Annotated in this window: 21 protein-coding genes; 12 read left to right on the top strand and 9 right to left on the bottom strand. The window is 57.5% G+C overall.

What is annotated here, in order from left to right; all coding sequences use genetic code 11:
• Nucleotides 1-97 precede the first annotated feature (97 nt).
• Both ACN1C3_RS09665 and ACN1C3_RS09660 read left to right on the top strand, forming a co-directional pair.
• A complete protein-coding gene (locus ACN1C3_RS09665) occupies nt 98-1,471 on the top strand; it encodes an MFS transporter (protein WP_419115596.1) in 1,374 nt (457 codons plus the stop codon).
• Between the two features lie 131 nt (nt 1,472-1,602).
• Nucleotides 1,603-2,625 (top strand): SMP-30/gluconolactonase/LRE family protein, encoded by a 1,023-nt coding sequence (locus tag ACN1C3_RS09660; RefSeq protein WP_419115595.1) that lies wholly within the window; start codon nt 1,603-1,605, stop codon nt 2,623-2,625.
• A 94-nt stretch (nt 2,626-2,719) separates the two neighbouring features.
• Here ACN1C3_RS09660 and ACN1C3_RS09655 read toward each other — a convergent pair whose 3' ends face one another.
• The 4 genes from ACN1C3_RS09655 to ACN1C3_RS09640 all read right to left on the bottom strand — a co-directional run bounded on the left by ACN1C3_RS09655 (nt 2,720) and on the right by ACN1C3_RS09640 (nt 7,930).
• Nucleotides 2,720-4,201, bottom strand: coding sequence for an aldehyde dehydrogenase (locus ACN1C3_RS09655; RefSeq protein ID WP_419115594.1), 1,482 nt, complete (start codon nt 4,199-4,201; stop codon nt 2,720-2,722).
• A gap of 9 nt (nt 4,202-4,210) precedes the next feature.
• Nucleotides 4,211-5,515: an MFS transporter gene (locus ACN1C3_RS09650; RefSeq protein ID WP_419115593.1), complete on the bottom strand. Its 1,305-nt coding sequence runs from the start codon at nt 5,513-5,515 to the stop codon at nt 4,211-4,213.
• Between the two features lie 175 nt (nt 5,516-5,690).
• Nucleotides 5,691-6,455, bottom strand: a complete 765-nt coding sequence (locus ACN1C3_RS09645) for an SDR family NAD(P)-dependent oxidoreductase (RefSeq protein ID WP_419115592.1) — start codon at nt 6,453-6,455, stop codon at nt 5,691-5,693.
• A gap of 95 nt (nt 6,456-6,550) precedes the next feature.
• Complete coding sequence (locus tag ACN1C3_RS09640) at nt 6,551-7,930, bottom strand: MmgE/PrpD family protein (protein ID WP_419115591.1); 1,380 nt, start codon at nt 7,928-7,930, stop codon at nt 6,551-6,553.
• Nucleotides 7,931-8,098: 168 nt separating this feature from the next.
• Here ACN1C3_RS09640 and ACN1C3_RS09635 point away from each other — a divergent pair, with 168 nt between their 5' ends.
• Nucleotides 8,099-9,037, top strand: a complete 939-nt coding sequence (locus ACN1C3_RS09635) for a LysR family transcriptional regulator (RefSeq protein WP_419115590.1) — start codon at nt 8,099-8,101, stop codon at nt 9,035-9,037.
• 139 nt (nt 9,038-9,176) lie between these two features.
• Here ACN1C3_RS09635 and ACN1C3_RS09630 read toward each other — a convergent pair whose 3' ends face one another.
• Both ACN1C3_RS09630 and ACN1C3_RS09625 read right to left on the bottom strand, forming a co-directional pair.
• Nucleotides 9,177-10,628 carry an NAD-dependent succinate-semialdehyde dehydrogenase gene (locus ACN1C3_RS09630; protein WP_419115827.1) on the bottom strand — a complete coding sequence of 484 codons (1,452 nt, stop codon included), beginning with the start codon at nt 10,626-10,628 and terminating at the stop codon, nt 9,177-9,179.
• A gap of 124 nt (nt 10,629-10,752) precedes the next feature.
• Complete coding sequence (locus ACN1C3_RS09625) at nt 10,753-11,544, bottom strand: hypothetical protein (RefSeq protein ID WP_419115589.1); 792 nt, start codon at nt 11,542-11,544, stop codon at nt 10,753-10,755.
• A gap of 582 nt (nt 11,545-12,126) precedes the next feature.
• Here ACN1C3_RS09625 and ACN1C3_RS09620 point away from each other — a divergent pair.
• The 9 genes from ACN1C3_RS09620 (at nt 12,127) to ACN1C3_RS09580 (ending at nt 23,223) form a co-directional block, all read left to right on the top strand.
• Nucleotides 12,127-12,951: an SDR family NAD(P)-dependent oxidoreductase gene (locus tag ACN1C3_RS09620; RefSeq protein ID WP_419115588.1), complete on the top strand. Its 825-nt coding sequence runs from the start codon at nt 12,127-12,129 to the stop codon at nt 12,949-12,951.
• Between the two features lie 41 nt (nt 12,952-12,992).
• Nucleotides 12,993-14,444 (top strand): aldehyde dehydrogenase family protein, encoded by a 1,452-nt coding sequence (locus tag ACN1C3_RS09615; protein ID WP_419115587.1) that lies wholly within the window; start codon nt 12,993-12,995, stop codon nt 14,442-14,444.
• A gap of 94 nt (nt 14,445-14,538) precedes the next feature.
• On the top strand, nt 14,539-15,327 hold the full coding sequence (locus ACN1C3_RS09610) for an HpcH/HpaI aldolase family protein (RefSeq protein ID WP_419115586.1): 789 nt from the start codon (nt 14,539-14,541) through the stop codon (nt 15,325-15,327).
• A 122-nt stretch (nt 15,328-15,449) separates the two neighbouring features.
• Entirely contained in the window at nt 15,450-16,427 is a 978-nt protein-coding gene (locus ACN1C3_RS09605; RefSeq protein ID WP_419115585.1) for a ketopantoate reductase family protein, read from the top strand.
• A gap of 257 nt (nt 16,428-16,684) precedes the next feature.
• Entirely contained in the window at nt 16,685-17,806 is a 1,122-nt protein-coding gene (locus tag ACN1C3_RS09600; protein WP_419115584.1) for an MBL fold metallo-hydrolase, read from the top strand.
• A gap of 53 nt (nt 17,807-17,859) precedes the next feature.
• On the top strand, nt 17,860-18,306 hold the full coding sequence (locus ACN1C3_RS09595) for a (2Fe-2S)-binding protein (protein ID WP_419115583.1): 447 nt from the start codon (nt 17,860-17,862) through the stop codon (nt 18,304-18,306).
• 101 nt (nt 18,307-18,407) lie between these two features.
• Nucleotides 18,408-20,666, top strand: a complete 2,259-nt coding sequence (locus ACN1C3_RS09590) for a molybdopterin cofactor-binding domain-containing protein (RefSeq protein ID WP_419115582.1) — start codon at nt 18,408-18,410, stop codon at nt 20,664-20,666.
• A gap of 13 nt (nt 20,667-20,679) precedes the next feature.
• Entirely contained in the window at nt 20,680-22,029 is a 1,350-nt protein-coding gene (locus ACN1C3_RS09585) for a c-type cytochrome (RefSeq protein ID WP_419115581.1), read from the top strand.
• A 57-nt stretch (nt 22,030-22,086) separates the two neighbouring features.
• On the top strand, nt 22,087-23,223 hold the full coding sequence (locus tag ACN1C3_RS09580) for a metallophosphoesterase (RefSeq protein WP_419115580.1): 1,137 nt from the start codon (nt 22,087-22,089) through the stop codon (nt 23,221-23,223).
• A gap of 97 nt (nt 23,224-23,320) precedes the next feature.
• Here ACN1C3_RS09580 and ACN1C3_RS09575 read toward each other — a convergent pair whose 3' ends face one another.
• The 3 genes from ACN1C3_RS09575 to ACN1C3_RS09565 form a co-directional block, all read right to left on the bottom strand.
• Nucleotides 23,321-24,271 (bottom strand): aldo/keto reductase, encoded by a 951-nt coding sequence (locus ACN1C3_RS09575; protein WP_419115579.1) that lies wholly within the window; start codon nt 24,269-24,271, stop codon nt 23,321-23,323.
• Between the two features lie 74 nt (nt 24,272-24,345).
• Nucleotides 24,346-25,089: an SDR family oxidoreductase gene (locus tag ACN1C3_RS09570; RefSeq protein WP_419115578.1), complete on the bottom strand. Its 744-nt coding sequence runs from the start codon at nt 25,087-25,089 to the stop codon at nt 24,346-24,348.
• Between the two features lie 153 nt (nt 25,090-25,242).
• Complete coding sequence (locus tag ACN1C3_RS09565; RefSeq protein WP_419115577.1) at nt 25,243-25,986, bottom strand: cyclophilin-like fold protein; 744 nt, start codon at nt 25,984-25,986, stop codon at nt 25,243-25,245.
• Nucleotides 25,987-26,043 lie beyond the last annotated feature (57 nt).

Raw genomic sequence — 26,043 nt, 5'->3', positions numbered from 1 at the left:
GTCATTTGGATCGATCATCAAGTGAGCGAAATATCCCTGGATGTCGTCTTTCGCGATGGAAGGCGGCTGTCTTACGGTCATCACAAGGATAATAAAAATGGCAGGTACAGACTCCTTTGGCCAAGTGGCCGACTCGTCCCCTCATTACGCAACACTGCTTGAAGACCAGCAACATATCAGCACGGCGAAGGGAGGCTTGTCGGCTGAAAAGGCCCGCCGAAAATCATTGATTCGAGGCGTGTTGGGTGTCTCTTTCGAGTATTACGATTTCGTGGTGTATGCGACATTTGCGCCCTATTTTTCCAAATTGTTTTTCCCCGAGGACAGCGCGCTTGCAGCGTCGCTTAATGTACTCGGTATTTTCGCCATCGGGTTTCTCGCGCGACCGGTTGGGGCGATGCTGGCCGGCAGACTGGCAGACCGTTTCGGGCGCAAGCCAATCATGTTATCGGCGTTGATGCTTGCCACCCTCGGCAGTCTGGTCATCGCCTGCGCCCCGACGGCGAGTTCCATTGGTGCCGCCGCAGCGTTTGTGCTTGTGGTAGCTCGGCTGATGCAAGGTCTTGCCCATGGCATGGAAAGTATTTCGGCTTTCGTCTATGTGGGGGAAATGGCTGATCCGAAATGGCGAACGCTGCAGAGCTGCGCTTATCCCATCGGACTGATTCTTGGCATCATCCAGGGAACGTTGTTCGGCGTAATCCTCAGCTCGGTTCTCAGCGCCGAAGACATGCAAGGGTGGGGCTGGCGCATCCCCTTCGCGATTGGCGTTCTTTATGGGCTTTTAACCTTGTTCCTGCGCCATGGGATGAATGAATCGTCCACGTTCGAAGATTCCAGGCAACAGGCACAGCTCGAAGATAACGGTTATTGGCGAACGATCTGGCAGTACAAAAAAACGGTACTGATTTTGTTTCTGATCTGGCCCGCCAATTATGTCGCTTCATACACCATGCTCGTAACCTTCGGCGACTACGCCATCAGCATGCTTGGGGCCAAACCTAAGGACGCTTATTGGGCGGTTCTGGTCGCGCAGGTCATGTACCTGTTCATGTTGCCCATCTGGGCTTATATCTCAGATCGACGGGGGCGGCGCTTCAACTACACGGTTGGATTTGGTGCGATTTTCCTGCTTGTTTACCCGCTCCAGCATTTTTTGCTGGGCCCAGGCTTTCTCCAGATACTGTTGCCCATGGCGATCGGCTTGTTCTTTTTCGCAGCGGTGGCCTCTACTGAAGTCGCCTTCATGAGCGAGTTGGTTCCCAACCGAGTTCGCGCCCAAGTGATCAGCATTCCTTCGTCTGTTTCGGCAGTCATATTCGGTGGAACCGCGCCCTACCTCAAGTCGTGGTTGACAGCCTATGTCTCGCCCGACGCCTTTATCTTCTACTTCATGGCGCTAGCGCTTATGGCGGTGTTGGCGGTGCGGTGTCTGGTTAAAGAAACCCGCGGGCGGGATTTGGCAAACTGAACGGATGGGTAAGTTCTTGGGACGGTGGTGTATGTCAAAGACGCCTACGTCCCTGTGTTTTTATTCATTCACATCCAAAGCATGCAGGCCCAAACACTCCACTCCAAAAATAAGTACAGAGGTGTTGTTCCATGCAGAAAGCGACTTTAGTAGCCCTTGCGATAGCGTTGAGTTCCAGACTGTCACTGGCCAATAATTCTGACAGCATACCCACGCTGAATTACCCGACCCTGGGTCAACAGCTCCACGCTATACCCGCAGCGGAAAAGGATTTGCCAACAGTTATCGCGCAGCCTTGGTTCAAAGTCTCAGACCAGGCCTGGCAATTGGAAGGACCCGCCTTCGACCGTCAAGGTAATTTGTTGTTTGTGGAAGTACTAGGCGGGCAAGTACTGAAAATAGACGCTCAGGGCCAGCTTCATGTGGTGGTGGCGAAAAACGTGCGTGGTTCCGCAGGCCTCGCCATACACAAGGATGGCCGCTTGTTTGTCGCGGGGTTGGGTAACTACATAGATACAGGCAATCTTACGGTCTACGACGCAGACGGTAAAAACCCTGAGGTGATTATTGGCGCGGATAAGGGGCTGCTGGTCGATGATCTGGTATTCGACGCGAACGGCGGCTTCTACTTTACCGACCTTAAAGGCACTTCTACCGAGCCCACTGGCGGCGTATATTACGTGCCAGCCGATCACAAAAGCATCGTGCCCATTCTGCCCAATATGGCGAACGCCAACGGCATAGCCCTGTCCCCAGACGGGAAGAGATTGTGGGTGACAGAGTTTGGTACGGGTTTGCTGCACCGTGTTGAGCTCAAAGACGCTCAGTCAATTGCGCCATTCGGAGCGGTGGTGGTTTACCGTTTCCATGGGCCATCGCCTGACTCGATGCGGGTCGACGCAGATGGCAACGTTTATGTCGCGCAATACAGCCAAGGACGTGTACTGGTGATCAATCCCAACGGGCTGCCGATCGGGCAGATTCTGCTTCCGGGTAGAGAGACAGGGCACTTCTTGTTTTCGACCAGCATGGCTCTCAAGCCAGGCACCCGGGAAGTGTATCTTGTGGCGAACGACGGTGGTCGGGGGCAGGGTTCCGTTATTTTCCGGGCGCGGGGGGTAGCGGACGCACTTAAGCTATTTTCCCATCAGTAATGAGGGTTCATGGGCTGGAAGCGGCCATGTTGGATGTCCGCTTCCAGTCCGCCTAGCGCCGAAGGGAATGGGTAAAAAGTAACTCAGCGATGCTTCAGCGTGGGATGAAATTGTTACCCGGACGTGCATCTGCAATCGAGATCATGAGACTTTTCGTCTCCAGGAACTCGTCGACAGCTTCGATCCCCATTTCGCGACCGATGCCTGAACGCTTCATGCCTCCAAACGGCATCATGTAGCTGTAAGTGCGGTAAGTGTTGCCCCAGACTGTTCCGACCTCCAGCGCTTTGGACATTCTGAACAAGCGTCCGGTATCACGAGTCCATACACCGGCAGCCAACCCGTAAGGGGTGTCGTTCGCGATCGCAATGGCTTCGGCTTCGTCGTTAAACGCAATGACGGACAAGACCGGCCCGAACACTTCTTCCTGGGCGATACGCATACCGTTTGAAACACCGACAAAGATTGTTGGCTCGATGAATTGGCCTCCTGTAAGGCCGGGTCCGGTTGCGGGCTTGCCACCCAGAATGCAATGCGCGCCTTCGCCCTGGGCGATCTCGATGTATTCCAATACTTTTCGGTATTGTGGTGCGGTGGACATCGGACCCATTTGGGTGGCCGGATCCATGGGGTTACCGAGCTTCACGGACCGAGCGCTTTCCAGTAACCGCTCGGTAAAGGTTTCAAGGATCGAGCCCTGTACCAACAGGCGTGAGCCGGCCGTGCACATTTGACCACCGCCACCGAAGATTCCTGATACGGCTCCGGCAACAGCCAGCTCCAGGTCAGCGTCCTCGAAGACGATATTGGGTGATTTACCACCCAGCTCCAGGGCGACCCGTTTCATATGGCGTGCAGCAGTTTCGCACACTTTTGTTCCGGTCAGATCGGATCCGGTGAAAGTGACCATCGCGACATCCGGATGCTCGACGAGGGGCGCGCCAATATCCGAACCAAGCCCGGTTACCACGTTGAGGACGCCATCCGGCAACCCTGCTTGCCTGGTCAGTTGCGCAAATTCAAGGGAGCTGATCGAAGAGTACTCGGAAGGCTTTACGACCGCAGCGCAGCCGGCTGCCAACGCTGGGGCACATTTGAGTGCCAGGAAGTTCAACGGGGCGTTCCAAGCTGTCAGTGCCAGTACGACCCCCACCGGCTCACGGGTGCTCATTGCGACGACGCCTGTCTTCTCGATCGGCATCACGGAGCCCTGGATTTTGTCGGCGAGCCCCGCATAGTAGTACCAGATATCAGCGACGTTTTTTATTGCCCCTCGCATCTCGGCGAACAGTTTGCCGTTGTCACGTACTTCGAGTTCAGCGAGCAGATCAATGTTTTCCAGCGTGATGTCGCCAAGACGTCGCATGATTTTGCCTCGTTCGGTTGCGCTCATGCTTGCCCATGGGCCCACCGTCATGGCGCGTTTGGCAGATGCGACCGCAGCATCAGCGTCGGCAGCAGAACCTAGAGGGATTTTTGCCCACGGCTCGCCGCTATAAGGATCGACGCTGTTCATCCATTGCATGCTGGTCGGATTTCGATAACTGCCGTCAATCCAATGCGCGTAAGTTTTCACGGAAATCTCCTAACTGAGTGACGTTTCAGGCTGTACGGTCGGGACATATTTCGTGCGCGTTCGGTTGATAAAAAGCACGATTGCCACTGCGCTCAAATTTATGCCGGCCAGGATCAGCAGGCCCACGGTGAAATCACCGGTGCGGTCGCGGAAAAAACCCATGATGGCGGGACCGGTGAAGCCTCCCAAGTTGGCTATCGCATTAATGGCGGCGATCGCGCCGGCAGCGAATTTCGTGGGGATCTGGCTGAAGCACAACGACCAGAATGGCGATATCGAAGCCCAACAGCCTATCGCTGCGCAGGAAAATGCCGCCATCCGGGCAAGCGGATCGCTCAACAACGCCGCCGCGACTAAGCCCAGCGTTGCGAGTACTATCGGGGCGGCGGTATGAAAACGACGTTCTAGCCTGGCATCGGATCGTTTTCCCCACCAGATCATGGCCATTGCGGCCAGGGCATAAGGCACGGCAGAAATTAATCCGGTCTGCAGATCGCCAAGGCCAAACTCCTTGATGATCCTGGGAAGGAAAAAGCTCACACCATAGGCACCTACGACGATCGCGAAGTTGGCCAGCCCTAGCAGCAGAACCCGTGCGCTGGTCAATGCCCTAAGCAGGCTGTCATGCGGCAAGGGAGGGCAGGCGTCGGCATCCTCTGCCAGACGTGCAGTGAGTGCTTGTTTCTCTTGGGGGGATAGCCAGGTTGCGTCGTTGGGGCGATCGGTCAAATAGCGGAGGATGACGAACGAGAGAATAATCGCCGGCAACGCCTCGAGAAAAAACATCCAGCGCCAGCCGGGAATACCGAGGGTTCCGTCGAGCTCCAGAAGCACGCCGGAGACCGGGCCCCCGAGTGATAGCGATATCGGGGCGGCGCACAGAAACGTTCCCATAACGCGAGCGCGATAACGGGCGGGGAACCAGAGCGTCACGAAGTAAGTGATTCCTGGGAAGAATCCTGCTTCTGCTGCACCTAATAACAGGCGCAGAGCATAGAACTCAGTATCCGTGGTTACGAAGGCCATGGCCCCGGACATAAGGCCCCAGGTAAACAGTATTCTTGCGATCCAGCGTCGTGCGCCATAACGGGCCAGCATCAAGTTGGAGGGTATTTCGAACAAAAAGTAAGTCAGGAAAAACAGCCCGGCACCCAGCCCAAACGCGGCGGCGGTGAGGCCGATGTCCTGGCTCATGTGAAGTGCGGCAAACCCAACATTTGCCCGGTCCAGATAAGCGACGAAATAGCAGATAATAATTAACGGCATCAGTCGCCGAAACGCTTTTTTTGCCGCAGTGTCATCGGCAGTTGTCATGGTGTTCTCCCTTATTATTATTCAGCGTTGTTCTGCGTAGCGCCTGGTGTCGTTGTGGCCTACTGAGGCTTGTTTGGGGCCGCGACTCACATGCAGACTCTCGCCAGGCTGACGGCACTCTCCCTGCGTTTCTTTTAAAGCAACGCAACCGGGAGGTGCCGGCCTTTGCCCTGCGTTACACCGGCGGGATGCAGGCTGTCTGTCCTCCGTCGACGCTGACCACCGCTCCTGTCATGAAGCTTGCGTCATCGGTCAGCAGGAATGCCGCGACTGCTGCGATCTCTTCTGGTTCGCCTTCGCGACCGATCGCGTGCGCTGCACGAATGCGCTTAGTCTTCTCGGGGTCTTCGAACATATAGGCGGTAAACGGAGTGCGGATCATCCCGGGCGCAATGGCATTGACGCGGATTCCAAAGCTTCCGAGTTCCGCACCCATGGTGCGGGTGATGCCGGAAACGCCAAACTTCGACGCGACATAGGGCAAACGATTCGGAACGCCGAGGATGCCGGCACCCGAGGAAATGTTGACGATTGCGCGCGGGCTCTTGTCGTCTCGGACAGCGCGAGCGAAGGCTTGGCACATCAAGAACGTGCCATCCAGATTCACCGCCATCACTCTCTTCCAGTTTTCCAGATCGCAGTCGAGAACGTTGCCGACACCTTTGATCCCGGCACAATTGATCAGCCCATGCAGGTTGCCCAACTTGTTTTGAGCTTCAGCGACAAATGTTTTTGCCTGCTCGGGATCAGAAACATCGAGTGCCGCTGCGTAAACCCGCCCGGGCTCATCGAACCGAGCGGCTATATCGTTGATTCGAGCCTGATCGATGTCCGCGATTGCAACGCTTGCACCTTCGTCGTACAAGCGTTGCACGCAAGCCGCGCCAATCCCGCTGGCCGCGCCCGTTATCAGAACTGCTCTGCCTTCGAACCGTTTCATGAATGCACCTCTTATTGTTGGATGAATGGCTAAGTTTCAACGTTGGGAAAAAAGCAGCCGAACGTGTCCGGCTGCCAAGGGGGGAGCCTTCGCGGTTAGCTCAGGGCGTTCAGTAACTTGGCGCAGTCGTCCAGGGACTCCAGGTTTCGTGCCATCTGCACGGCAGCATCGATGGCATCGGGTGCCACAGGATGTGCAGCGACCGAAGCGCAGTCCCGGAATTTTGAAATCAGTCGATCCCAGGACAACGGCGTTTCCGGGCTGCCCGGGACGTTGTCGCCTTTGCGCTGCAGCCGCCGGCCATCGCGCATGAGGATTTCCAGGCGGCCGTCGGGAATCGTCACTTTCCAGTCCAGATCACTGTCTTCAATCGGAACGATTTTTTGTGCTAACGCAAGCACCTCTGGGTCGGCCAACGCTGCCGAACTGAAGTCGCCGATTCGAATTTCCCCGCGTGCCAGGGCCAAGGCAACGCAGTAAGGAAGACTGAATTTCGCATCTACGAGGGTTTTCGGGGCGCGACGCACGTCGAGGGGAGTACACATGCGCATATGGAAATCGCCAACGTAGGCATAGATCTGCTCGATCTCGCTGGCCTTGAGAGAGTGTTCACGCATCATTTCAATCGCTGCATGAATATAGGTATGCACGTTGCCGACCGCAGGCCAGGCTTTGTAGATCATCGAAGCGCCAAAATAAGTCTTGCCCAGTTCTTCAACCATTTTGGCGCGATCATATTCGCCGCCGAAGTAGACGTTGAAAATGCCGGCCTTGCCTTCGAACAGATCGTTGATTCCAGTTATCCCTCGCTCCGCCATCAGAGCCGCAAGCACTGCGCCTTGGGCTGTGAAGCCTGCGTACATACCTCGCAGATCACTGCCGATACCGAAGATGACTTCCATTGTCCCGGCAGACTGCATGCTCGCAATACCGAGGGCATGAGCAAGTTGTTGCGTATTCAGCCCCAGAATGTGACCGGCAGCTGCGGCGGCGGAAAACACCCCGAGGACTGAGGAGAGGTTCCAATCCTGCTTCCAGCGCACGTTGCATCGCAGGCGGACGAAAAGGTCCTCGCCCAGGGCTACCGCAGTGATCAGGTCCTTGCCGCTGACACCGCCCTTATGCTGTGCAATGGCGAGAACCGCAGGCACCACTGAACTGTCAGGGTGCGCGCCCCACGGGGTTTGGTTGTCATAATCCAGGCAGTGGGCCATTACCCCGTTTGCGAAGGCGGCCATCGGGGCGGGAACTTTGCTGTTGAATCCCAGAACGGAGCAGTCCGGGCGTCCGCCACCGTTCAGTACGATATCGGCTACACCTTGGACTGCAGGCTCCATCCCGCTACCGGCAAGGATGACTCCCAAGGTGTCCAGAATGGATTTTTTGGCTGCCTCAATGGCTTCGCCAGGTAGATTTTCGTAGCGGGCATTAGCGACATGTCGCGCAATTTCATGGCTTAAATCGATCGTTGACATAGTGGCGCTTTCACTCGGGGAAATTGTTATTGGGGGCTTCCTTGAGCACCTGTCCAGCCCGTCCGTGGGTTTGGTGAGCACCTTCAATCTGCCGGTGACACTTCCAATCAACAAGCGATGAATTGCGGACTATCATTAAGCAAAACTGGATAATCACAGGGTCGCCCAATGCCGCATCCACGTTTCACCCCGCGCCAGCTGGCTGCGTTCGTTGCAGTGGCGCAGGCAAGAAGTTTTCGCAAAGCCGGCGAGCAGCTGAGTCTTTCAAGCTCTGCGGTCAGCCAGTTGGTAGGTGATCTGGAGTTGGCTGTAGAGCTTCGTTTATTTGATCGAACGACGCGCAGCGTCGTCCTTTCCCCGGCAGGTAGGGAGTTTCTCCCTTCGGCCATGAGCGTTCTCAAGCACATGCAATTGGCACAGAACTCTGCGGACGACATCTGCAACAGGGCTTCAGGTGTCGTTCGGATTGCGGCTCCACTAATCATGGCCAGTTCGGTCCTTCCTGCGCTGATCAAGGAGTACACCCGGACGCGGCCCAAGCTTGTAATTCGTATACGCGACGCACCAGTGGATGGCCTGGTGGATATGGTGAGCAATGCAGACGCCGATTTTGCTATTGGCGCCGATCAGCCCGTGGGAGATGACATTGTGCGGATGGATCTTTTCAAAAGTCCTTGGGTGCTGTGGTGCTCGGCGAGCCATCCGCTTGCCGGATATAAAAACATCCCGTGGAGTCAGTTAAGGCAGCAACCGCTTGTGGTCGCGGGTCGCGACTATGAACGCACCGTCGCGCTCACTCACGGTGGAGAGTTCGAGCAGGGACGAATCATTCCCGTGGACATTGTCGAGAACGTCAGCACGGCGTTGGGGATTGCAGCGCAGGGTATGGCAGCCACACTGGGCCCGGCATACGTGGGATTACTGGCCCAACTACTCGGTTTGACGATGCGGCCAATTGTTCAGCCGGAAGTCACCAGGCAGGTGTGTATTTACCATTCAAGCACACGTGCTATTTCTCCGGCAGCCCAAGGTTTTTGTGAGTTTTTGGAGGAGCAGCTCAGAGGCAACGACGAGCTTGGGGTAGGAGGCGTCTGGCGATTGAGGTGAAGCGTTTACGAGGCGAGCATGAGCCTTCGCGCATGACGAATTGGCAGGGCTGATATTCAGTCAGCGAAAGAATAGCCATCAGAGGGCGTCGGGCGCATAACGCGCCCGCGCTTTACCATAATGCCCAGACGCAATCGGCTTACAGGCCGCCCAGCGCCATGTATTTAATCTCGAGGTATTCCTCGATACCGTTATGGCCGCCTTCTCGACCCAGGCCACTTTCCTTGACGCCCCCAAAGGGTACTTCAGGCGTTGAGATCAAGCCTTCGTTGATGCCGACGATGCCGTACTCCAAGGCTTCCGCCACACGGAAGACGCGGCCCAGATCCCGGGCGTAAAAGTAGCTCGCCAGGCCGAACGGTGTGTCGTTGGCAAGGTCGATCGCTTCTTTTTCAGTCGAGAAGCGGAACAGCGGGGCGACAGGACCGAAGGTCTCGTCGCGGAAGATCAACGCATCTTTCGGGACATTGGCCAGCACGGTAGGTTGGAAGAAGTTGCCACCCCTTGCGTGCCGGGCGCCACCAGTGATGACCGATGCACCTTTGGCCAGGGCATCGTTGATGTGCTGCTCGACCTTAAGCACAGACGCCTGGTTGATCAGCGGTCCTTGGGTGGCTCCTTCTTCCATGCCGTCCGCCACGAACAAGGCCTCCACGGCCACTTTCAACTTTTCGGTGAAGGCATCGTAGACGCCATCTTGGACCAGAATGCGGTTGGCGCACACACAGGTTTGCCCGGTGTTACGGAATTTCGATGCCATGACGCCTTTGACCGCCTCATCCAGGTCCGCGTCATCGAAAACGATGAAGGGCGCGTTGCCTCCCAGTTCCATGGATGTTTTCTTGATGGTCTTGGCGCATTGCTCCAGCAGCACGCGGCCCACTTCGGTCGACCCGGTAAAAGACAGCTTGCGCACGATCGGATTGCCGGTCAGTTCGCCACCGGTCGCTCCTGAAGGGCCGGTGATGACATTGCAAACGCCCTTGGGCATGCCAGCGCGCTCGGCGAGTACTGCAATGGCCAGGGCAGAAAAGGGCGTCTGCGAGGCGGGACGAATAATCCCGGTGCAGCCTGCCGACCAACCTGGGCCAGCTTTACGAGTGATCATCGCCGACGGGAAGTTCCACGGTGTGATCGCAGCGAAAACCCCGATCGGCTCTTTGGTGATCAAGACACGTCGGCCCGGTACGTGCCCAGGCATGGTTTCGCCGTACACGCGGCGCCCTTGCTCGGCAAACCACTCCAGGAAACCAGCCGAATATTCGATTTCTCCCTTGGCTTCCGCCCATGGTTTGCCTTGCTCGGCGGTCATGATGGTAGCCAGGTCGTCTTTGTGGATCAGCATCAATTCGCCGATTCGACGAATGATCGCGCCACGCGCCTTTGCAGTCATGGCGCGCCAGGCAGGGAGAGCTGCTCCGGCGGCCTCGATTGCCCGGCGGGTTTCTTCTGCCCCCATTGATGGGACCGTGCCTACGAGCTCGCCGGTCGAGGGGTTGCGAACTTCGATTACAGCACCGCTATCAGCGGACACCCACTGACCGTTGATGTAGTTCTGGTTTCTCAGTAGCTCAGGGTCGTTGAGGGTGATCTTATTGTTTGCATTAGACATTGGAGTATCCCTTGAATAATTATTTGCAGTCCTACCCGACCGCGGCGCTGCTCGCGATGTGCTCACGGCACTAGTCGCTATCGAGACGGCGCGGCTATCGTCTTTAGAATTGCGGGAAGACCACACAAAGCAGCTCGGTCGGCTCGAGCGCGCGCATGGCGACGGGACCTTCGTTGGCCAGCAATTCAAAGCCGGTTTCGGGGCCATATTCATCATTGCCAACGGCGAGTTGGCCTTTGGTGAGGTAGAGGACTTGGAGTGAAGGGTGCTGGCCGGCGCCAAACACAGCGTTTGCGTCCAGTCGAATAAAACCGATGCGCATGTTCCGTTCAGTAAAGGTGCCAAGCCACTTGACCGAGACACCTTCCGAACCCTCTGGTAGCCAGTCAAAGGCATCGGAGTTCATTGCAATCACATCGGTATAGCGAGGCTCGGCGAACTGCAGCTTGCGCCCGGTCGCGTGTTCGAAGCAGGCATCGGAGCCGTCCATGCTTTGCTCGTTGCCATGCTCATCCTTCCAGTAATAAAGGCCTTTTCTGAACTCGCCTTTCTCGTTGAGGATCGCGTTTGTCGATTCACGCTGGGCGACGCTCAGGTAGCCAAAACCGCTGGCACCGCCAAGCTGCAGTACGAGCGTCTCAAGCCCCTCGGAACGATCCTGAGGGCCGTAAGGTACGCTTTCCGGAAAGTAACCCACCCAGCCTTCCTTGAGAAACTGGTTCTCGCCATACGGCAGGAGGCCTTTGATGACGTAGCGAATCTGATCGAAATTATGCCGATGGCGCGGTGTTCTCCAGCCCCCGGAACCCGCCCGGCCCATGTTCAAGTCGTAGTTGTTTGGCGAACCATCTTCCCCAAACAGCAGATGCTTTTGCGCGAGCTTGCCTTCACGCATGGTTCCAACCATTTCACTGTTCGTGTCTGCAGCCTTGCCTACTCGCATTTTTCATTCCTCGTTTAACTGAATGTTGGTCGTGGCTGGATTATTCAATCCTGTCAGCGGGATGTTTTTCGGCGCCCGTGTAGTGATGGGTATCCCAGGTCGATTTGCAACCACAGATTAAATATATCCCGCACTGTGAGATATCGTCAAATTTTGAATTGATCCAGATGACGAGCTGACGTTGTCCGCTTTTTTGTTGCCGTTTCACGGTTATGAGCAGCCTTATAAAGGGAATTTTGGCGGGAGAGGGCGTTATTGACCGGTTGCTGGGTAGCTCATTATGCATGTCGATTGTCTTGACAAATCCCACAATTCGACATAATTCTATTGGCAGGTTGGTGTTTTCATCGTTTTGCATCAGTCGTCGATGACCGGGGGCTTTGGGGCTAAGGCGGGCAGTTGCCGGTCAGGCCCCTTGATCAGAGGTTGAGGGCGAGCAGGATGTTTTGGGTTCTTCCAGGGCCAAGCGTGACTCACAACAACTTAAAAATAAGGTCCCCGTGACCTCACAAAAAACTCAATCCAGGAATAGACATGAGCGAATCATCCATTACCCACGCCCCCGCCGATTCCGGCGTTCCGCTGCAGGCGCGTGATTTCAGTGTGAAGGAACTGGTTGTGATCATCACCGGTGCGGGCCAGGGCATTGGTCGCGAACTGGCCCGGCAGTACGCAGCGTCGGGCGCCTTTCCGGTCATCGCTGATCTGAATCTCGACAAGGCCGCTTCGGTCGTGCAAGAAATTGAAGTCGCGGGTGGTCAGGCCCTGGCGGTACAAGTCGACGTGGGTGACAAGGCCTCGGTTGACGCCATGGTCGCGCAGGTCCTGAAGGTTCATGGGCGTATCGATGTCTTGATCAACAACGCATCGATTTTTGCAGCCTTGGAGAAATGCGCGTTCGATCAGATCCCCTATCAGCAATGGCAGAAGGTCCTGCACGTCAACATCACAGGCACCTATCTGTGCGTATGTGCCGTTGCTCAGGCCATGCGTGACGCAAAATTCGGCCGAATCATCAATATTTCCTCGGACGCCGTACCCCGCGGCACGATGAATTACCTGCACTACGTCACGTCGAAATCGGCGCTGATCGGCATGACCAACTCGCTTGCCCGAGAGCTCGGACCGCATGGCATCACCGTGAACTGCATTCGCCCCGGTAGCGTTGCCACGGAAGTGGAGCGGGTCGCCAATCCGACTGTCGAGCTGCGTCAGCGCGCGGCTGCGTTGCAGTGCATTCCCCGTGGAATGCTGCCCACCGACCTCGTCGGAATCATGTTGTTCCTGGCTACCCCGGCGGCGTCGTTCATCACCGGTCAGACCATCGCCTGCGATGGTGGCTATACCCACAGCAGCTGATTCCAGACGCCCGCCGCATAACAGTAGGAGGCACCAGCAAGATGAAGGATTACGCCAAGTTCTATATCGACGGTGAATGGGTAGAGTCTGCAACGACCCATCGGCAGGAGCTGATTGACCCGACCACTGAAGAGGTTTTTGCGACAGTCGCAATGGCGACCGTTGAAGAGGTGGATACCGCGGTCGCCGCGGCTCGACGTGCATTCAAAAGCTACTCGCAGTCTTCCCTTGATGAGCGTTACGACCTCATCACCCGGATCATCGAAGCCTACGAACGGCGTGTCGATGATTTTGTCCAGGCCATTGCGCAGGAGGTAGGCATTCCTCGCAGCGCTCGGGCTCAGGTCATGGGGCCGATCGAGCATATGAAGGTCGCTCGCGACCTGCTGAAAACCTACGAGTTCGAGGCACGGATCGGCAACACGATCGTTCGCCGCGAACCCCAGGGGGTGTGCGCACTGATCTCACCTTGGAACTGGCCGATCCAGACGACCGTCATCAAGCTGATCTATGCGCTGGCCGCCGGTTGCACGGTCGTGTCCAAGTCCAGCATCAACTCACCGGTCAGCGCCATTCTGCTGGCGGAGGTGTTGGATAGCGCGGGCGTACCCAAGGGCGTTTTCAACATGCTCAATGGCTCGGGTCGTGTGATCGGCGAGGCGATGTCGAGTCACCCCGATGTCGACATGATTTCCTTCACGGGCTCGACTGGCGCAGGTGCTCAGGTAGGCGAAGCGGCGGCGCGTACGATCAAGCGCGTATGCCTGGAACTGGGCGGGAAGTCGGCCAATATTGTGCTTCGGGACGCCGATCTGGAAAAGGCCGCACGTTGGAACGTTCAGCGCTGCTTCTTCAACACGGGGCAATCCTGCCACGCCCCGAGTCGCATGCTGGTGCATGAAAGCCAAGTGGAGCAGATCATTCCTTTCCTGGCCGACGAAGCAAACCAGTTCCGTCTCGGAGACCCGCGTGATCCCGCCACGACGATGGGCCCGATTGTCAGCCAAGCGCAATTCAAGAGCATTCAGCGTCACATCCAGACGGGCATCGATGAAGGCGCACGTTTGATCGTTGGCGGACTGGGACGCCCCGAAGGCCTTGAGCGCGGCTTTTTCACCCGTCCTACCGTGTTCGTCGATGTGACGCCGGACATGAGTATTTGCCGCGAAGAGATTTTCGGGCCGGTCCTGGTGGTGGTGCCTTATTCCTCCGAGGCGCAGGCACTGGAAATTGCCAATGACTCGCCTTATGGGTTGGGTGGCTATGTATTTGGCGAGGACCGACGCAAGGCGTATGAATTCGCCAGCGGCCTGCGTGCCGGGCGTGTTTGCTTCAACGGCGCGGCGACTAACTCTTTGACGCCAATGGGAGGTTACAAGCAATCAGGCATTGGCCGCTCGATGGGTGTGTTTGGGTTGGAAGAGTACCTGGAAATCAAGTCGGTCTATGGCTTTGAAGATGAAGCCGCAACGCTGCCATCGTTGAAGGCCTGATACCCATATTCCACCCAAGGCCAGGACGCTTCTGCGACAGGCCTTGGGCAATGGTGCGGTGCTTACTCATGAATCTTTTCAGAGAATAAAAAACATGAATGCTTCGAATGCGTCACTCAGGAACGGGGTCAAAGAAAAGCTCGCCAGGGGCGAGACGGTCTATTCGATGACCTCTCGGCTTGTCAGAACCTTTGATATCGCCAGCATTGCCTACACGGCAGGTTTCGATTCGATCTACATCGACATGGAACACAGCAGCTATTCCCTGGAGGCTGCTGGGCAAGTATGCATGGCGTGTATCGGCCTGGACGTGACTCCATTCGTGCGCGTGCCTAGCCCAGACCCGCACTTCATCGCACGCGTGCTTGATTCAGGCGCCTTGGGAATCATTGTCCCGAGCGTGCAGTCGGCGGAAGATGCCAGGGCAATCGTACGAGCGGCCAAGCATGCCCCGCTGGGCGAACGGTCGGTGGCCGGTGCCCCCCCGCAGTTCCACTATCGATCCCTGCCCGCCGTAGACGCTACCCAGCAACTCGACGACGCGACGATGATTATTGCCATGATCGAGTCGCTGGAAGGTCTTGATGCGGTCGAGGAAATCGCTGCGGTGGAGGGCGTCGACATCCTGCTGGTGGGGGCCAACGACCTTAGCAGCGCTCTCGGTGTCTCTGGCGAGATGGACCATGAACTGGTGCGTAACGCCTACAGGCGCGTATTGAATGCGTGCCTGGCGAACAATAAGGTTCTCGGCGTAGGGGGGTTGGGCAGCCGGCCCGATTTGATCAAAGAGCTCGTGGCATTGGGCGCGCGATACGTGTCAACCGGCAACGACATCTCATTTCTTCTCGCAGCGGCGATACAGAAACGACAACAGTTTGCATAACTCGGCTGATCTGCGGCTAAGCCTCAACAATTATCGGTACTGCACGAGCGCAGGATGACTCAAGGCGTCCTTGCGAGGCGCCTTGATTCGTCCGTCGGGAGTGCGTGCAGAGGAGCTGAAGAATGAAAGTTTGCGTTTACGGAGCCGGCGCTGTCGGCGGGCATATTGCAGCGAGACTTGCTGAGGGTGGGGCCGAGGTTTCCCTGGTCGCCCGGGGTGAGCATTTGGCTGCCATCCGCGCAAATGGATTGCGCGTGGAAACAAAAGACGGCGTTTTCGTGAGTCGGCCAGTGGCCACTGATGATCCCTCGTCGCTGGGGCAACAGGACGTCGTGATCGTATCGGTCAAGGCGCCAGCGCTTCCCGGGATCGTGGCGGGTATCAAGCCTTTATTGGGTGATGACACGTTGGTGTTGTTTGCCTTGAATGGCATTCCCTGGTGGTACCTTCAAGGGCAGAGCGGCCTGCTCGAAGGCGCATCACTTCCACGGATCGATCCGCAATCGCTGTTGACGAATGCAATTGGCCCGGAGCGCGTCGTGGGCGCGGTCGCTTATACCGCTTGCACCGTTACCGCGCCGGGTGTGATCAAGGCTGAAAATCCACGTAACCGGCTCATTCTCGGGCGCCCGGATGGGAAACCGGATGCGCGTCTGGATACCTTGGCTGCGTGTTTGAGGGCCGGGGGGCTGGAGATTGAAGTCACCGACAGGATACGGGACGCCATCTGGACCAAGCTGGTCATCAATTTGACGGGCGGGGCCCTGGCCATTCTGACCGGTTCGACGATGAAGCAAGCCCTGGCCAGCCCGACGATTGCGAAAGCCGCCCAGGCGATGGCTAAGGAGGCCGCCTTGATTGCACGTGAACTAGGGTGCGATCCCGGAGAGGTCGAGGAGGGGCTTGGTCGATTGTCCGTTTCGACGCATAAGCAAAGCATTCTGCAAGACCTTGAGCTGGGCAGATCGATGGAAGTCGACACGATACTCAGAGCGCCATTGGAGCTCGCACGGCTCGCCGGTGTCGAGACACCGGCGCTTGATCTGGTGATCGACCTGGCAGTGCAGCGAGCGCGAGCCGCCGCTCTCTACGACAACTAAGTCCAACAAAGCCCGCGTCGATGGCTGGCGCGGCACACCCATGCCTGCAGGAATCTTTCATCGATTGATTGATCAGCCTGATTCATAGCAGCAATCGCTGCGGGCGCGGTGTTTTCGAACGATCACCTGATACTTTGTTTTATCAGTGTGCGCACTTTTTCAAGACCGCGCGGTGGCATCGCTTACTCAAGAAAATCTACGTCGAACAGGGCCCTCCTTGCGGTTCACTGTTGCGCATCTCCATGAACAGGACATCCATGAAAATACGCGCACGCCCGATGCTTATAGTGTTTGCGGCTGTTATCACCATGCTTGTCAGCGGTGTGTATGTTTTTTTTCAAGCGCCTTTGTTTGGACGATTGCCCGAAGGCGACCGGCTCGCGCGTATCGAACGTTCACCCCATTACGCCAATGGAGTGTTTCGCAATCAGATCGCCACACCGCTGCACACCGCCGGCAGCACAGAGCTTTCAATCTGGATGGACAGTTTTTTTGGCGAGAAAGGTAAGCCGCGGCCCAACAGTGTGTTGCCTTCGGTAAAAACCGACCTCAAGGCGTTGGATATCGCTCAAGATCTGGTGGTCTGGCTCGGACACTCTTCGTACTTCGTCCAGCTCGCCGGCAAGAGAATTCTGATCGATCCGGTCTTCAGCACTAATGCGGCACCGATTCCCTTGGCAAACGAGGCCTTTGCAGGCACCAGCCTCTACTCTGCAGACGATGTGCCGCAAATTGATCTGCTATTGATCACCCATGATCACTACGATCACCTTGATTACCCGACCATCACGGCGCTCAGATCCAAAGTCAATCACGTGGTCACAGGGTTAGGGGTAGGGGCGCACTTTGAAGCCTGGGGCTACGCAAAAGCGCAGCTGAGTGAAGCCGACTGGTATGAATCGGTCTCCATTGATAGTGACTTGACCCTCTACGTGACGCCTGCACGACATTTTTCGGGGCGAACGCTCACTAGGGATAAATCGCTCTGGGTTGGCTATGCACTGGTGTCAGCGCAACGGCGAATTTTCTTTAGCGGAGACTCTGGATACGACACTCACTTCGCCGAGGTCGGTCGACGGTACGGCCCCTTTGACTGGGTCGCACTGGATACCGGGCAGTACGACCCGCGATGGGCGAATGTCCACATGAATCCCGAGCAGGCTGCCCAAGCCGCCGAGGATCTTCGTGCGAGGGCTTTCACACCAGGACATGTCGGCAGGTTCAGCATTGCGCCCCACGATTGGGATGATCCCTTCAAGCGCGTAACGGCTGCGAGTGAAGGTCGTGATTATGCCCTGTTGACCCCTGTCATTGGTCGCACCGTCTTTCTTGATGGTCGGCCTCAAACATTTCAACACTGGTGGCAAACGCTCAAGTAGCCGTGAGTCGCCTGACCATTTTTTCTGATGTTTTCAGTCGAGGAATATTTGCAATGGAACTCAACGTAAACGGCACTCTGTACGAGGTTGAGGCAGATGCGGACACACCGTTGTTGTGGGTGATTCGTGACGATATTGGGCTGACCGGGACCAAGTACGGTTGCGGCCTGGCGCAATGCGGCGCCTGTTCGGTGATGGTCGACGGCATACTGGTTCGCTCATGCGTTACGCCGGTTGAAGGCGTCAAGGGCAAGCAAATACGCACGATTGAAGCCATTGAAGACGACGAGTTGGGCAAGCGCGTAGTGACTGCCTGGGTCAAGCATCAAGTCGCCCAGTGTGGCTACTGCCAGTCGGGCCAGGTGATGGCCGCGACTGCATTGTTGCAGCGCATTCCCAAACCTTCTCAAAGCGACATTGCTGCGGCGATGACCAATCTCTGCCGTTGCGGCACTTACAACGCGATCAAGTCCGCCGTCGATGAGCTTGCCGGTTCCTGAGACAGCGCCATCCGATTGCGCCGCAATGCCTGAAGTCTTTGGAAGGGGCTGGACAGGTCTCCTGTCAGGTTGAGCTTTGAATGCAAGCAGAAGGGAACACCATGTCAAAACTGGATGATTCAATCGCCGAGCACGGCGTACTAATCGATGGGCAATCTGTGAACGTCTCCCGTCGGCGCTTTTTGCAGGCATCCGCAGGAGTCGCAGCGGGGGCGCTGGTTATCAGCTTCGGAATTCCCCTTGGCTCGGTACGCGCCGCTGAAAACGCCCAGGCATTAACGCCCGGAACACGTGTGCCGGCATTTCTGGAGATTCGCCCGGATAACACAGTGCGCCTGCAGAGTCCCTTTATTGAGGGCGGGCAGGGCATCTTCACGGGTATGGCCCAGGTCGTGGGTGAGGAACTCGATGTAGATCCAGCCAGTTTTCTGGTGGAGAACGCACCGCCCGGGAATGACTTCAAAGTCATGGAAGGTGGCATGCGCTTCACGGGCGGTAGCCGTTCCATGCGCGCGAGCTACATGACCATGCGCCGACTGGGCGCATCGGCGCGCCTGATGCTATTGCAGGCCGCGTCATCCCACTGGAAGGTGCCTCTGGCGCAGTTGACTACTGAACCAGGGCGGGTCATTCATGCCGCTTCCAATCGATCAATCAGTTACGGTGAACTCGCGCCGCTAACGCTCGATTTGCCCATTCCCGATCCGCAAACCGTTACTCTGCGCGACCCTGCCACATTCCGCTGGATCGGTAAGCCGGTCCAGCGAATAGACGTCTACGACAAATCCACTGGCAAGGCGCAATACACTATCGATACTCGCGTCGAGGGCATGCTTCATGCTGCGGTGCAGCATGCGCCAAGGCTGGGCCTGCAGGTGGGCGTCGTGCGCAATGAGGAGCAGATTCGCAATCTCAAGGGCGTGGATTCGGTACACCGTCTTGAGGGTGCGGTCGCTGTCGTCGCGCAACGCTGGTGGGTTGCCAAGCGTGCCGTCGAAGCCTTGCAAGTGGAATGGCTGGAGCCCTCCGGCGATTCCAGTGTGCGCTACATGCCGGCTGATTTCGACACGCACGCCTACTCGGAGCAATTGAGCAAAACCACCGGGGCAGGGGACGAGGCCGAACGTGCGGGCGACCTGCAGCAAGGCCTCGCCGGTGCTAAAAAAGTCATCACCGCGACCTACCATACCCAGTACCTCAACCACGCCCAATTGGAGCCGCCGTCGGCCTTGGCGCGCTTCGACGCTCAAGGCAAACTCGATCTGTGGCTGCCGAACCAGGCCCCCGATCTGTTTTTGGCGGATGTCGCCAAAATCACCGGCCTTGACCCTGCCGCAATCACTCTCCACTCACCATTGTTGGGTGGTTTTTTCGGTCGGCACTTTTTATACCCGCATGCATCGCCTTACCCTCAAGCGATCCAATTGGCCAAATCCACAGGCCGTCCGATCAAGGTGATCTGGAGTCGTGAGGAAGAATTCTTGCGCGATGTGCTTCGGCCTTCAGCGGTAGTGCGTTTTCGCGGCGGATTGGATGAACAAGGCATGCCCGTGGCTCTGGAGGCGATCAGCGCCACGGAAGGGCCCACCGAGGGCATTGCAAACAAGCAAGGGGAAAAGATCGACCCTACTGCCGTCGAGGGGCTGACCGGTAAAAAATACGCCATCCCCCATCGTCGGATCGCCCAACTGTACTCGCAGACCCCGATCATGCTGGGCTACTGGCGTTCGGTAGGGAATTCCATCAACGATTTTCTTTATGAAGCGTTTTTGGATGAACTGGCGGATGCCGGCGGCCAGGACCCCTTTGAATTAAGGGCCAAATTGTTACGGGATGACAAGCGGCTGAGCAACTTGCTGCAAGCAGTGGCCGAGCTGTCTGGCGGCTGGAAGCGTGGGCCATTCACAGCTGAAGATGGTACCAAGCGAGCCAGGGGCGTCGCGATGGCGTCCCCGTTTGGTACGGAAACCGCAGTGATCGCTGAGGTCTCCATCAGCAACGGAGGCGTGAAAGTTCACGACATCTGGCAGGCCATCGATCCGGGGAGCATCGTCAATCCCGCCATCATCGAGGCCCAGGTCAACTCCGCCGTGGCGCTTGGCTTGTCTCAGACCCTGATCGAACAAGCCATCTACAAAGGCGGCACGCCGGTGGCGCGCAATTACGACCTCTACCGCATTCTCACACCCGAGATGATGGCCAGGGTCCATGTTCGCGTGGTGGAAAGTGGTGCGCCAATGGGCGGAATCGGTGAGCCACCTCTGCCAGCGGTAGCGCCGGCGGTTGCCAACGCCGTCTCGCGACTGACCGGCCAACGAATTCGCAGCATGCCTCTATCGCAGTACCGCTTCGACACCTGATGAGGAATGGTTCGTGAATAAAACTATAAAGTATCTGCTGCCAGCAGGCATCGTCGTGGCGGCTGGCTTGGGCTGGTTCGTCAATCGCACGCCATCTTCATCTTTTGCAGATGAGACAGCTGCACCATCGACAGATGCACAGCTTGTCCAACGCGGTGAATATGTTGCCAGGCTGAGCGATTGCGTGGCCTGCCACAGCACGCCCAAAAGCGCGCCGTTTGCCGGTGGCCTGGAAATGGCGACCCCGATGGGGTCGATCTATGCCACCAACATTACCCCGGACAAACAAACCGGTATCGGCAACTACAGCCTGGCCGATTTTGATCGCGCGGTGCGCAGCGGAGTCGCGGCCGATGGTCACCGGCTGTACCCCGCTATGCCATACCCATCCTATGCCAAGCTCAGCGACGATGACGTGCGGGCGCTTTATGCGTTCTTCATGGCCGGCGTCAAGCCGGCGCAACAGCAGAACCAGCAAAGCCACATCCCTTGGCCGCTCAACATGCGCTGGCCGCTCGCTTTGTGGAATGCGGCGTTTGTCGATGACGGTGCCTATCAGGCCAAGCCGTCAGAGGATGCGCTTTGGAACCGCGGCGCCTACATTGTCCAAGGCGCGGGGCATTGTGGCAGCTGCCATACCCCACGCAGTTTGACAATGAACGAAAAATCGCTGGATGAAGGCAGTCCCACTTTTCTCAGCGGTTCGCTGCTCGACGGCTGGTACGCGCCGAGTCTGCGCCAGGATCCGAACACTGGATTGGGTCGCTGGAGTGAGCAGGAGATCGTTGACTACCTGAAAACTGGACGTAACGCTCACAGCGTTGTCGTGGGCACCATGGCGGAAGTCTTCAACAACTCGACGCAATACATGTCCGACCCGGATCTGAAAGCTATTGCGCATTACCTGGTGTCGTTGCTGGGCGACCCAAAACGTGACGGGCCGCCATGGAAGCCAGCGACCAAACAGACGGCTGAACAAACTCCATTGTCGACACCTGGGGCAGCCAACTATATGGCCAAGTGCAGCAGTTGCCACGGCAGTGACGGCAGTGACGGCAGCGGGCAGGCGCCGTGGATACCTCCTTTGGCAGGCGCATCTTCATCGATGGTGAAGGAAAGTGCTACGAGCATTAATGCCACCTTGAACGGCTCCGAGCGTGTTGTTGCCAACGGCATTCCGGATTCGTATCGCATGCCCCCGTACCGCAACCAACTCTCTGATCAGGAAGTCGCCGATGTACTGACATTCGTTCGCACGTCTTGGGGCAATCAGGGAGGGGCGGTGAAGGCTGACGAGGTGAAGGGGCTGCGTGAGCGAACCAATCCGGCCAGCAGCAACCCGATCATCCTGCAGATGCGTTGAGAGAGTATGGCGAAGACTTGGCCAAGGCCCTCGCCATAAACAAGGAGTGAGTGGGCTATGAGTTATGAGTTTGTGTTCATTCGTTCGATTGTGTTGACGATCGTCATAGGCTTATTTCTTCTGGTCACAGGTCGCGCAGCGCGCAAGCGAGCTTGCATCTTGGCGTTCTGGGTGTTCGCCGTCGTCGTACACCTCATTTGGTGGCGTCTACCCGAACTCAAGGGCGGGTGGAGCGAAGCTGGACGCTGGCTGGTCAGTGCGTGGGTGGGTGCGGTGCTGACGGCGGTGGTCCTGATTCTGCCTGTCGGGCTGTTTCTGATTGTGCGTCGTCTGCTAGGGCGACGCTCGACCACCGGCATGCGCGTGCCTCTGATTTTCGTCGCAGCTTCACTGATCGTTGGGATTGGTGTGAGCTTCGGCACCGTGGGGGGAGCAGTGGTTCGTGAAGAGGTGGTCCATGTGGATGGTCTGCCCGAAGGCTTGGACGGACTGCGGATTGCTAACATAGGTGATGTCCACATCGGACATTTCATCGTGCCCGAGGACTTTGCCCAGGCGATTGACATCGTCAATTTGCGTAAGGTGGACTTGCTGGCAATTACTGGCGATCTCATCGACGATCTCAGTCAGCTGGAGCCGACGCTGGATGCTTTGGAGAGAAGTAACGCACTGCCAGTGCTCTCCATCCTGGGCAATCATGACAAGTACCCCAACGAAGCCGCCGTAGTCGCCGCCTTGCGTGCGCGCAACCCTCGTATCCAGGTACTCATCAACAACAGTGTTGTAGTGCACCCGTGCGGCGTGCCGGTGCGCATCGCCGGCGTAGATTACCCGCTCGCCTCGGATGGACGTCACATGCTTCCACGGGACGAGCAGGATGCTGCCATGCGCAGGTTCGCAGACCTCGCGTTCGCCGAGGCGTCGCCTGGCGATACGCTCATTGCGCTGTCACACCACCCCGAGTTCTTTCCCATCGCTGCCTCGCGTGGTGCTGTATTGACCCTGTCCAGCCATACGCACGGTGGACAGGTACGATTCTTCGGGCGGCCAGTGATCGTCGCTTACGACTATATGCATGGGATCTATCGCGACGGGGCAACCTCTCTCGACGTCACTTCCGGACTGGGCCACTGGCTACCCTTGCGCATCGGTGTGCCACGGGAAATTTCGATCATTACGCTGCGGCGTGCATGATCCAAGTAGGACTCGAGTGTTAACTGAACCGCGGGACTAGCAGGGGAATTGGTCAGCCATCAGAGAGGCGGGCGCCACTCTCGGCGCCGGGGAACGTTCAGGGGACGTTGTGACCAGCCGCTCGGATAAGCCCGTACCATTCGGGGCGGGTGAGCGGGATATTTGAGCCCGCGGCTGCCTCGACGAGGCGCTCAGGTCTCGTGGTACCCAGTACTACTTGGATGCCGGCGGGATGACGGGTGATCCAGGCTGTAGCGATCGCGGTCGGAGTGACGTCGTACTGCGCAGCGAGTCGTTTGAGTTCAGCGTTAAGTACCGGATAGTCGGGAGAGTCGAAGAACACCCCATCCTGAAATGTTTTCTGAAACGGAGACCACGCCTGCAGCGTGATCTTGTTGATCCGCGCGTAGTCGACGATGCCGCCACCGTCACGAGTGATTGAGTCGTCGAATCCGGTCATGTTCGACGACAGGCCTTGGGCGACGATCGTCGAATGCGTCACCGAGAGCTGGACCTGGTTGGCCAGGATCGGTTGGGTCACGGCGGTCTTGAGCAGATCGATTTGACGGGGCGTATGGTTGGAAACTCCGAATGCTCGGACCTTTCCTGTGGACTCCAGATGGTCGAATGCGCGGGCGACTTCTTCCGGCTCCACGAGTGCGTCGGGACGGTGCAGCAATAGCACATCCAGATAGTCGGTACCCAGCGCTTTCAGCGACCTCTCGGCCGACGCCACGATGTGCTCGTAGGACTGATCGTAGTGCCACGGGTCGTCCACGATACTGGTCTTGGACTGGAGGAAGATCTGCTCGCGCTCAGCGCTGCTGAGTCGCAGCGCCTCGCCGAACCGGCGTTCGCACAGATGCGGGCCACCGCCGGGATGGTTGAATCCGTAGAGGTCGGCGTGATCAAAAAAATTGACGCCCGATTCGCGCGCCGTGGTGTAGAGCGCGCGGATCTGGTCATCGGTGCTGCCGGCGATGCGCATCATGCCCGCGACGACGTTGGGAACCCGAGTGTCGGTTGATCCTAGTAGTACGGTCTTCATGAGAGCTCCTTATCAGGGCAGTGGTGGGCTGGACAGGCCCGGATTGGTGTAGGACCTTGAGTGGTTGCAATTCCTCACCAAGGCTGGTTCGCGGGCCCAACCGTGAACTCGTTGATGGTCGTGTCATCAGGCTGGTCGATTGCGAAGGCGACAACGTTGGCGATCCGGTCTGGAGAAATGCCGTACTTGTCATAGATGTCCTGCATCTGGTCTAGCGCCTGCTTATCGCTGATTGTCGCCAATAGTTCAGTGTTGACTGCGGCCGGGTAGATCGTCGCGGTGCGAATGTTATTGCCCTCCATGGCGGACTCCATGCGCAAGACTTCCATGAAGTCGCGCACGAACCACTTCGTCCCGCCGTAAACGGCACCGCCCGGATAGGCCTTGAGCCCCGCCACCGACGAGGTGGTGATGACGTGACCGGACTTCTGTGCCAGGAACTCGGGCAGCACGGCCGATACGCCATTCAAAACACCTTTCACGTTGACATCGATCATCTGGTGCCAGTCTTCGGTCTTCAGGGTGGACAGCGGCGAGTTCGGCATCAGTCCCGCATTCAGGAAAATGACGTCCACACGGCCGAATTTTTCTTTGGCCAATTGGACGATGCGGTCGTTTTCGTCTTGTTTCGTTACGTCCAGCGTGTGATAGGTCACCTGGCCGCCGTTCTGGCGAATTTCGTCTGCGATCTGCTTGAGTTTGTCTTCGCGTCGTGCGCCGAGCACGATTTTGGCGCCTTTGCTAGCGAGCAGCTTGGCGGTTGCCTCGCCGATTCCGGACGACGCGCCGGTGATGATGACAACTTTGTCTTTGATCATGATGTCTCTCCAGGTTCAAGCTGCGAGGGAAACGCAGCAGATGACGAAACGGTACTTAAGGTCGATCTTGAGCGCCTGTTCATAGGTGTCAGAAGGGCTATGTCTGGCTTCTCAGGATCAGGTGTTTTCATAGAATCATGCTGTCAGCGCACGCTAGTTCCGAGAGAACACTACGCTTACATCACCACGACCCAGCGCCTGGGCCAGGCCAGTCGGATCGTCCACGCGGCCCAGACGGGTGTAGGAGTAAGTTGAATCGAAGGTCTGATAAAAGATGACCACGGTGCGCGATCCCCAAAGCATAAGGTCTCCATTGCGGATCGTGCCGGGCCGGCTCTCACTGGTGGGCAGCGCGTCAGGCAGTTCTTTCTTCTTCTCGTTGCCGTTGAGTTCCTCCATGTCCAGCGTCAGCGGCAGCGTGGCGGCGAATGCGCGAGTGGCCTCGTTGTCGGCCAAGGTGATGGCGAAGCGGCGTTCGCCGACGGTCATCCACATGCGTAGTTCTTCCGATCTCCTGGGGGGTTGATTGGCATCGGGCGCGACGGCTGCGGGCTGCGCAGTGCTGGCCGCGTGGGCGTGATGGCCGCCGCAAAGAGCAAATAGAAGCAGCGGTATTCCAAGCTGTTGCATGGCCCGCCGACGCCAGGAATGACTGCGGCTTGCAGTGCCAAGAGAAGTGAGAGGGCCGCCCGTGCCGACGTCAACGTTTTCGCTATCCATATTGTTCTCCTTGCAATGCGGAAAATGAATCGGTCGCCTTGCAGCGCATGCGCGTGAATCCGGAGGTTTCGAGCGCGATCCGCGCAGCGACATGGCGAAGACGCCGCTCAGTGAACGGTCTATCGCCAGTTTTGGTTGCGGTCCCCACAGGGGAAAGTCAAAGGTGTTGAGTGGCATGAGTCCACACCGTAGGGCGCGCCATCCCATTCAGTCGCATCCAGGCGCATTGTCCGC

The sequence above is a fragment of the Pseudomonas sp. H11T01 genome (assembly GCF_048515765.1).
In the GTDB taxonomy this organism is placed as follows: Bacteria; Pseudomonadota; Gammaproteobacteria; order Pseudomonadales; family Pseudomonadaceae; genus Aquipseudomonas.
This window is presented reverse-complemented; position numbering and strand designations above follow the sequence as displayed.